This is a genomic window from Intrasporangium sp. (genome assembly GCF_039812505.1).
Lineage (GTDB): Bacteria > Actinomycetota > Actinomycetes > Actinomycetales > Dermatophilaceae > Intrasporangium_A.
Window position 1 is genome coordinate 23,317 of the sequence record NZ_JBDIAQ010000028.1, and the last position, 9,251, is coordinate 32,567.

Annotated in this window: 7 protein-coding genes; 3 read left to right on the forward strand and 4 right to left on the reverse strand. The window is 73.7% G+C overall.

The window, feature by feature from the left end; genetic code table 11:
* Positions 1-7 precede the first annotated feature (7 nt).
* The gene (locus tag WMI84_RS06080; protein WP_347351322.1) at positions 8-790 is read right to left on the reverse strand and encodes a helix-turn-helix domain-containing protein; all 783 of its coding nucleotides are present in this window, start codon (positions 788-790) and stop codon (positions 8-10) included.
* Positions 791-902: 112 nt separating this feature from the next.
* Here WMI84_RS06080 and WMI84_RS06085 point away from each other — a divergent pair, with 112 nt between their 5' ends.
* A complete protein-coding gene (locus tag WMI84_RS06085) occupies positions 903-1,412 on the forward strand; it encodes a VOC family protein (RefSeq protein WP_347351324.1) in 510 nt (169 codons plus the stop codon).
* A gap of 67 nt (positions 1,413-1,479) precedes the next feature.
* On the opposite strand, the gene WMI84_RS06090 is transcribed toward WMI84_RS06085, so the two are convergent.
* The 3 genes from WMI84_RS06090 to WMI84_RS06100 form a co-directional block, all read right to left on the reverse strand.
* A complete protein-coding gene (locus WMI84_RS06090) occupies positions 1,480-3,288 on the reverse strand; it encodes an ABC transporter ATP-binding protein (RefSeq protein ID WP_347351326.1) in 1,809 nt (602 codons plus the stop codon).
* Entirely contained in the window at positions 3,285-5,141 is a 1,857-nt protein-coding gene (locus WMI84_RS06095) for an ABC transporter ATP-binding protein (RefSeq protein ID WP_347351327.1), read from the reverse strand. The genes WMI84_RS06090 and WMI84_RS06095 overlap by 4 nt, the downstream gene beginning before the upstream one ends.
* Before the next feature lie 135 nt (positions 5,142-5,276).
* Positions 5,277-6,185 (reverse strand): hypothetical protein, encoded by a 909-nt coding sequence (locus WMI84_RS06100; protein ID WP_347351329.1) that lies wholly within the window; start codon positions 6,183-6,185, stop codon positions 5,277-5,279.
* A 352-nt stretch (positions 6,186-6,537) separates the two neighbouring features.
* On the opposite strand from WMI84_RS06100, the gene WMI84_RS06105 reads away from it, so the two are divergent.
* Both WMI84_RS06105 and WMI84_RS06110 read left to right on the forward strand, forming a co-directional pair.
* A complete protein-coding gene (locus WMI84_RS06105) occupies positions 6,538-7,770 on the forward strand; it encodes a GNAT family N-acetyltransferase (RefSeq protein ID WP_347351331.1) in 1,233 nt (410 codons plus the stop codon).
* A gap of 127 nt (positions 7,771-7,897) precedes the next feature.
* The coding region (locus tag WMI84_RS06110; RefSeq protein WP_347351332.1) for a DUF222 domain-containing protein at positions 7,898-9,251 on the forward strand (1,354 nt) is incomplete at its 3' end.

Below are 9,251 nucleotides of genomic sequence, written 5' to 3' on the forward strand. Positions count from 1 at the left end.
GTGCCGCTCAGCGTGACTCGGCCCGGTAGCGGCCCGGAGTGTGGCCCAGGACGGCACGGAAGTCGTTCGTGAGGTGGGCCTGGTCGGCGTAGCCGAGGTCGGCGGCGATCGCGGCCAGGTCGGTGTCCGGCTCGGCGCGGATCCGCTCGGCCGCCTCCTGCAGGCGACGCCGCCGGATCATCGCGGCCGGCGGCATGCCGACGTAGCGCCGGGCGAGCCGCTGGACCGTCCTGGTGGAGACGCCGAGGGCCTCCGCGAGGTCCTCGACCCGCAGGACCGTGCGGTCGGTGTCGGCGAGGTCCGCGAGGGAGTTGGCGAGCCGGGCGTCCTCCCCGGTCTCCGGGGCGCGGGCCAGCAGCCAGCCGGCGAAGGCGGCTACCGCCCGGGCGGGCCGGTCGGCAGTGTCCGGGCCGCGCATGACGTCGGCGACGGCAGCGTGCAGGTCGGGCAGGTCGAGCGGCAGGTAGCGGTCCCGTGCCGCCGCCGGGTCGACGAGCAGGGCCGGCACCGCGGCGGGCCGCAGCAGGGCCCCGACCGCCCAGCCGTGGCCGGTCAGGTCGCGGTGCGAGACTCGCGTGGTCGGGCCGGCCAGCCCGACCAGGTGCGGCTCGACGACCAGGTTGCTGGCCGGGTAGGCGACGACCTCCTGCCGGGAGGTGCGTCCGTGGGGCAGGTCCCACTCCGGGATCCAGAACCACCGCACCAGGTGGGCCACCGGCCCCGGCGCCGGCACGCGTCGGAAGGTCGGCAGCCGGCCCGGGAAGAGGAGCCCGCGCGACGAGTCGCTCATCCCGACAGGGTAGGAGCGGCGGTGCGGGTCCGTACCAGCCCGCGGGCGCTGGTGACCCCGGCTGTCGCGGATCTGCAAGCCGGGCCGGCGCCCGGCGGCCTAGCGTCGAGGTATGACACAGCACGCGAGCGCCCCCGCGACGGCGGCCGACGGGCGGTTCACGACCGACGGCAGGCCGCACGGGTTCACCAGCCTGACGCCCTTCCTCGCGCTCGGGGACGCCCGGGGCGCGATCGCCTTCTACCGGGACGTCTTCGGCGCCCGGGTCGTCGGCGTCACCGAGCTGGCCGGTGGGATCGCCCATGCCGAGCTGGACTTCGGGTCCGGACGCCTGCAGCTCGGCGAGCCGAACCCCGGCTACCACCTCGTGGCCGCCCCGGAGGGCGAGGACGACTGCTACTCGATCGCGCTCTACTGCGCCGACGTCGACGGGCTCGTCGAGCGTGCCGTCGCGGCCGGCGCGAGCGTGCGCGAGCCGGTCGCCGACTTCCTCTCCGGGGACCGGTTCGCCAGCATCCGGGACCCGTTCGGGGTCCGGTGGTCGGTCATGACCCGGGTCGAGGACCTGTCGGAGCAGGAGAGCGCCCGCCGGGTCGCCGAGTGGGCCGCCGGGTTGGGCTGAACCGGACCGGACCGGACCGGGTCCGGTCGGGTCGGGTCCGGTCGGGGTCAGCCGAGCCGGGCCGGGCTCAGCGGGCCTGCTGCTGGGCGACCCACGAGGCGTGCAGCCGCGTGTAGACGCCGCCGCGGCGGACCAGCTCGCTGTGATGTCCGCGCTCGACGATGCGCCCGGCGTCGACGACGATGACCTCGTCGGCGGCCTCCGCCGTGGACAGCCGGTGGGCGATGGCGATGCTCGTGCGCCCGCGCGTGAGCGAGTCGAGGGCCCGCTGCAGGCGCACCTCCGTGCTGGGGTCGACCGCCGAGGTGGCCTCGTCGAGGACCAGCAGGTCCGGGTCGGCGAGGTAGGCGCGGGCGAGGGCGACCAGCTGGCGCTCCCCCGCCGAGAGCGACTCGCCCCGCTGGCCGACCTCGGTGTGCAGGCCCTGCGGGAGGCCGGCGAGCCAGGCGTCCAGGCCCAGCTCGGTCAGGGTCAGGCGCACCTCGTCCGCGGTGGACTCCGGCCGGCCGAAGCGCACGTTCTCGAGCAGCGTCGCGTCGAACAGGAAGCCCTCCTGGGGCACGAGCACCACCCGTTGGCGCAGGGAGGCGAAGCTCACGCGCCGCAGGTCCGTGCCGTCGATCAGGACCCGGCCACGACTCGGGTCCATGAGACGGGTGAGCAGCTTGGCCAGGGTCGACTTGCCCGAGCCGGTCTCGCCGACGATGGCGACCCGGGAGCGGGGGCCGATATCGAGGTCGATCTCGTGCAGGACCGGGTCGCCGCCCGGGTAGGCGAAGCCGACGCCGTCGAAGGCGACCCGGATCGGGCCGCGGGGCAGCGTGACCCCGTCCGCGGGGTCGGCCACGTCGGCGGGGGTGTCGATGATGCCGATGACGCGCCGCCAGCCGGCCACGGCGTTCTGCATCTCGTTGAGGATCTCGGTGGCCTGCTGGACCGGCTGGGTGAACAGGTTGACCAGGAAGAGGAAGGCGAGCAGCTCGCCGAGCGTGATGGACCCGCGGACGGCCAGCACCGTCCCGACGACGAGGACGACGGCGGTGGTCAGCCCGGCCACCAGCTGGCCCGAGGTGAAGGCCAGCACCGAGCGCGCCTGCGCCCCGATCGCGGCCCGGCGGTGCGCCTCCACGGCCGCGTCGATGCGCTCGGCGGTGCGGTCCTCGACGGCGTAGGCGCGGATGGCCTGGGCGCCGACCACCGCCTCGGAGATGGCGGCGAGCATGTCGCCGACCCGTTCGCGCACCCGGGTGTAGGCCCGCCCGACGATCCCCTGGAACCTCTGGATGATGACGAACAGCGGGACGAAGCAGGCCCACACGACGAGCGCGAGCAGCGGGCTGTAGACGAACATGAGCACCGTCGCCAGGCTGATCTGCGCGAGGTTGATCAGCAGCATCAGCCCGCCGAACTGGACGAACGTCGAGATCGTGTCGACGTCGGAGGTCACCCGCGAGACGAGGCTGCCGCGGCGCTCGCTGTTCTGGGTCAGCACGGCCAGGTCGTGGATGTGCCGGAACGCGCTGACCCGCAGGGTGGCCAGCCCGCTCTCGGACGCGGTGTAGAGCCGGATGTTGACCAGGTAGGCCGAGAAGGCGGTGACGACCACCCCGACCAGGGCGAGCCCGACCCAGCGGGTGACGACGTCGACGTCGGGACCGCCGGCCGCCAGGATGCCGTCGTCGGTGGTGCGCTGCACGACGAAGGGGATCAGGATCCGCCCGACGGTCGACAGGACCGCGAGCAGGATGGTCACGCCGATACCGACACGCAGCTCCGGTGAGAGCACGAGACCGCGCCGCAGGGTCTGCCACGTGCTCAGCTCGCCGCCCGAGGCGATCCAGCCGTGGTCGACGAGGGGCGCGCTGCGCAGGCTCACAACCGCACCCCCTCGCCGGCGCCCCACTGCTCCTCGGCCTCGATCGCCCCGCGTTCGGCCGCCTCCCGGGCATACGCGGTCACGAGACGCTCGTAGCCGGGACAGCGCGCCATCAGCGTGGCGTGGTCGCCGTGGTCGACCACCTGGCCCTGCTCGATGTAGGCCACCTCGTCGGCGAGCAGGATCGTGGCCATCCGGTAGGCGACGACCAGCACCGTAGTGCCGCGGCTCGCCTGCCGCAGGCCGCTCAGGATCGCCTGCTCGACACTGGGGTCCACCGCCGAGGTCGCGTCGTCGAGGACCAGCAGCTGAGGGTCGCGGATCACCGCCCGGGCCAAGGCGACTCGCTGGCGTTGCCCGCCGGAGAGGCTCGCGCCCCGCTCACCCACGCGGGTGTCCAGCCCGCGTGGCAGGCGCGCGACGAAGCCGGCGGCCTGGGCGACCTGCAGCGCGGCCCAGACCCGCTCGTCCGGGTGCGCCGCGCCGAGCGTGACGTTGCCCCGGACCGTGTCATCGAACATGAACGTCTGTTGCGCGACGAGCGCCGCGACCTGCGAGAGGCCGCCACGACGGACGTCGCGCAGGTCGACCCGGTCGAGTCGTACGGTGCCCGAGTCGGGGTCGACCAGCCGCAGCACGAGCTCGGTGAGGGTCGACTTGCCGCTGCCGGTCGGGCCGACGAGCGCCACCGTCGAGCCGGCCGGCACGTCGAGGCTCACCCCCCGGATCGCCGGGTTGTGCTCGACGGTCCCGGACTCGGTGACCACCTCGTGCGCGTAGGAGACGTCGTGCGCGGCCAGGTGGGCCGCGCCACCGGCCGGCAGCGCCCGCTCCCCGTACGTCATCCCGCCCTCGGCTCCCAGCACGGCCGAGACCCGGTCCCACCCCACGACCGCCCGCGGCAGCTCGGCCAGCACCCAGCCGAGCGCCCGGACGGGGAAGGCCATGATGGAGAACAGGTAGGCGATCTGGACGACCTCGGCCGCCGAGAGCTGGCCGCTGCGTACGCGCATCGTCCCCACGACGAGCACGGCCAGGGTGCCGATCGTGGGGATCGCCTCGATGGCCGGGTCGAAGCGGCCTCGGGTGCGCCCGACCTCGATGTTGGCGTCACGCAGCTGGTTGGTCACGTGCCGGAACCGCTCGGTCTCGAAGTCCTCGCGACCCAGGGACTTGACCACGAGGGCCGCCTCGAAGCTCTCGTGGGCGACCTGCGAGACCTCGGCCCGCAGCTGCTGGGCCCGTGTGACGCGAGGGGACATGGCCCGCTGGAAGGCGAGGTTGGCCAGGAAGAGCATCGGGAAGACGGTCAGGCCGATCAGGGCGAGCACCGGGTCGACGACGACCATCTGGACCACGCCGAAGACCAGCATGACCAGGACCCCGATGGCCATGGGCAGCGGCGCGAAGACGTTCCACGTCGCCTCGACGTCCGCGTTGGCGTTCGACAGCAGCTGGCCCGACGGGTGGCGGTGGTGCCAGCGCAGCGGCAGCCGGAGGTACTGGCGGGTGACCTGCCTGCGGTAGCGGGCCCCGAGGTTGTACATCGCGACCCCGCCGGCGATGCGACGCCCGATCACGCCGACGACGGTGGCCAGCACGACCAGCGCCACGGTCCCCCCGATGTACCAGAGCTGCCCGGCCGTCACGTGCCCTGCGGCCAGGGCCGGGGTGATCGCCCGGTCGGTGACGTGCCCGATCGCCCAGGCCGTCAGCGAGGTCATGACGCCGTAGACGGTGCTGCCGGCGACGGCCACGGCGAACCAGCGCGGCTCGTCGTGGATGCCACGCCGGAGAACGGCGAGCCCCTGACGCAGGCTCGACCGGGTCTGCAGGTCTGCCAGGGTCGTCACGGCAGAGGGCTCCGCGGGAGGCGTGGGGCGCGGTTCGACAGCTCGGAGGACACAACCACCGAGCCTCTCACGGGCAACGCGCCCGGACCGAATCGCGCCGGACCCACCGGGTCGCGCCCCGGGCCGAGACTCGTCTCACGTCCCGTGCCGTTGCGCCTCCCAGGCGGCGAGCTCGGTGTCGAAGGCGTCCTTGCGCTCGTAGTTGGCCTTGACCCGCAGCGTCTGCGTCGAGCCGTCGAGCACGTCGGCGACGTGCAGGTCGCCGACCTTCCAGACGCCCTTCTGGCTGGACAGCTCGGCCGCCAGACCCATGGACCTGGAGCGGGCGATGCGCATGTCCCGGGCCACGTCCGTCGAGCCGGGGACACCGCCGGCAGCCGCCAGCGGGGCGGCGTGGCTCTTGAGCAGGTCGTTGGCGCTGTGCAGGAACAGCAGTGCCTTGCGTCGCTCCGAGGCGGTCCTCATGGTCTCCATGAACAGCGTGACGATCTTCTCGACGTACTCGAAGACGTGCTGCACAGCCTGGTTCACGCCCTGCGACTGCGTGGCCGTCCATGCCTTCCTGACCCGCTCCTTGTACTTGACGAGCTTGCGGAGGTCGACGTCCAGGAACGTGCGCAGCTCCGGCGGCAGGCCGTTGCCCTCTGACGGAGTCTTGAGCGCGGTGCTCTCGGCGAGGACGCGAGCCGCCTGGGCCGTCCGGTCGTACTGGGCGACGAGCAGCGCCGCAGCATGGATGGCGCGGTACTCCATCAGGTCGGCACTCGCACTGCCCTGAGGCTGGGGCTGGCCGCGGCCTCGGCGACCGGACACGGCCATGTGCAGGTCGGGGAACTCGGCCTCGGTCCAGTAGTTGGCGGTGCCGGTCCTCGCCAGGCTGAACGCCCGCTCGCTCGCCCGGCGCGGATCGCTCTCGGTGTGGGTCTCGCCCACGACGTTGAGCCGGTCGGCCACCAGCGCCCGCTGGAGCACCACGGACGTGGCCGCGTAGGAGCCGCCCAGCGACCGGACGAGCGCCGCATTGCCGGCCTGTCGTTGCAGCATGAGCAGTCCGGAAGCACTGATGGCGCCGACGCGCGGCCGCCCCGACGCCGACGCCGCTGCCTCGGCGCGATGCGGTTGGTGAACGCGCTCGAGCATCTGCGCCTCCCCCGGGCCGACCAACGGGATCCCACCATCGTATGCCGCCGTCCCGCGTCGGCGAGATGGCCTCGGCTTCCCTTTCGGGCACGGTTGCCGGGGCGGACGCGCCGGCCCGACCGAGTCGGGGGACGGCGCCATCCGGCCGGTCCGGGCACCCGGTGGCGTACCTCGCGACGGGCGGTTCCCGAGCGGTCGCTCCGTCGGATGTGCCACGGCGTCGACGCGACCACCGCGAGTTGCGAGGATGGCCGGTATGTCCGCCGCTCGCCCCGTCCCGACCAACCGGCTCACGGTGACGAGCGTCCGGCCGGCCGGCCCAGAGGACCTGCCCGCACTGCAGGAGATCGAGACGGCGGCCGACCTGCGGTTCGAGGCGTTCTTCGACCTGGTCGGCTGGCCGTCGGCGCCTACCGGGCAGCAGCGTGCGGCCGAGCGAGGGTCCCTGCTCGTCGTCGGGCAGCCGGTCCTGGGTTTCGTCCAGGTGCTGCAGCTCGGCCCGGACGAGCGCCCGCACCTGCACCTCGAGCAGCTGTCGGTCCATCCGGATGCCGCCGGCCACGGCCTGGGCACGATGCTCCTGCTCGGCGCCCTCGGAAGGGCCCTCGACCGAGGCGTCGATGCGGTCACCCTCATGACCTTCGCCGACGTGCCGTGGAACGGTCCGTGGTACGCCCGGCACGGTTTCACCCGGCTCGACCCGGAGGCCTCGGGCGGCGGACCGGCGCCGGGATCGGCGGCGCTGCTCGCGCCGCTGCGCGAGACCGAGCGACGGCTCGGGCTGGACCGGTGGGGACAACGGGTGGCAATGGTCCGGACCCTCGCCGACGAGCCGACGCCGATACCCGCGGTGAGCGTCATACCGCTGCGCGACCGGGCCGGCGCGATGGAGGTCTTCATCCAGCACCGCGCGGCCACGATGGACTTCGTTCCGGGGGCGGTGGTCTTCCCCGGTGGCCGGGTCGATCCGCACGACCTGGCAACCGGAGCCGGTCTCGTGCTGCCCTCCGACGTCGTCGAGACGCACGCGTGGCGTTGGCGACACACCTCCGGACCCGATGACGCCGGCGGGCGTCGGGAACGGGCGCGGACGCTGCTCGCGACCGCAGTGCGCGAGCTCGCCGAGGAGACCGGGACCGTGGTGGCGCCCGATCGGCTCGTCCCCTGGGACAACTGGGTGACGCCGATGGGCTACCCGAAGCGCTTCGATGTCTCCTTCTACGTGCTGCCGGTCGAACAGGACGCCTTGTCACACACCACGACCGAGGCGACCGGGTCGGAGTGGGTGTCGCTCGACGACCTCGTGCAGCGGACCGAGGCCGGACAGCTCGCCATGGTCGCCCCGACCCGGACCATCGTCGACGAGCTGCAGCGACTCGGCTCGCTCGACGCGGTCCTCGGTCTGAGACCAGCCATCACCGCCGTACGACACGACGTCACACCCCTGCGGCCTCGTGCCTCGGAGGGGACTGTCGGCGGTCGTGGCTAGGGTGCTCGCGGGGGTTCTGCGGGCGTGGTTCCGAGATCGGCTCTGATGGTGAATCCTGCTGCGGGGCAGGCGAGTTAGCTGTGGATGAGGGTTCCGCGCGGGCCTGCCACAGGGTAGGATCGATAGTATGTTCGATGACGTGGCCGAGTCGCTGCCAGGCCCTGCGGGGGCGCCAGGCCACGTCGACGACGCCGCGGACCGCCTTCTCGCCCCTCCGGACCGCACCGCCCGTGAGACAGCGCCCGCACCCGCTGCCGTGGCCGGCCCGGGTGTCGGGGGGCCGGCCGGCGGCCCGGTACGGGCCGCGACACGACCACGTTGGTCGAGCCGGGAGCTGACCGGCCTGGCGCAGGACCTGGCCGGGCTCGGCCTGGAGGTCACGGACGCCGAGCGAGTGGAGCAGCTGACCGCGCTGGAGCACCTGAAGGCCGCCTGCGCCGCGGCGCAGGCCCGGATAACCGGCCGGTTCACCGACTCGCAGGAGCAGCTGGCCCGCGACTGGCACGAGCGGGCCCGGGCCTGCGCGGCCGCCGACGACTTCGAAGGCTGGCGGGCCGCCCGGCAGCAGGCCCGCACCCACGAGCTGCCCGACCACACCGTTGTCGACCCCAGGGTTCCCGACCCAGCCGGCGGCCGGACCCGCCGGAGGTGGCGGCAGACGGGCAGCACAGGCACCGGGGTCGCCGCGCAGGTCGCGCTGGCCCGGCACGAGTCACCGGCCAAGGGTGTCCGGTTGGTCGCGACCGCGCTGGCGCTGACCACGCGGCTGCCGCACACCCTGACCGCGCTGTCGCGCGGCTGGCTCAACGAGTACCGGGCCGGACTGGTCGCCACCCTGACCAGCCACCTGAGCGACGAGCTGGCCCGGCGGCTCGACACCGAGGTCATCGGCACCGCTGGGCCCGCCGCCGCCGGCTGGGGCGATAGCGAGCTGCAGCGGCGGGTACGGGCCTGCGCCGACCGGCTCGACCCGGCCGGGGCCACCGCCCGGGCCCGCACCGCCGAGTCCGAGCGGCGCGTCACCCTCCGGCCCGTCCCGGACACCATGGCCCTGCTCAGTGCGATCCTGCCGGTCGCGCAGGCCGTGGCGGTACACGCCGCGCTGACCCGCGCCGCCGCCACCGCCAAGGCTGCCGGCGATCCCCGCAGCAAGGACCAGATCATGGCCGACACCCTCGTCGCGCTCGTCACCGGGCAGCAGGCCGCCACCGACATCCCCATCGAGATCCAGCTGATCATCACCGATCGGGCCCTGTTCGACGGTGACGACACCCCCGCCCACATCCCCGGTTACGGGCCCGTACCCGCACGCTGGGCCCGCCACCTGCTCACCCCCGACCAGGGTGAGCAGGACGAGCAGGATGACGATCCTGGCCGACCCGACGAACCCGGCCCGGACGCCGGGCAGGGCGACGAGTACCGCCCACCTGACCATGAGGTACCCGAGTACGGGGTGCCTGCGGATGGGGTGCCCGCGGACG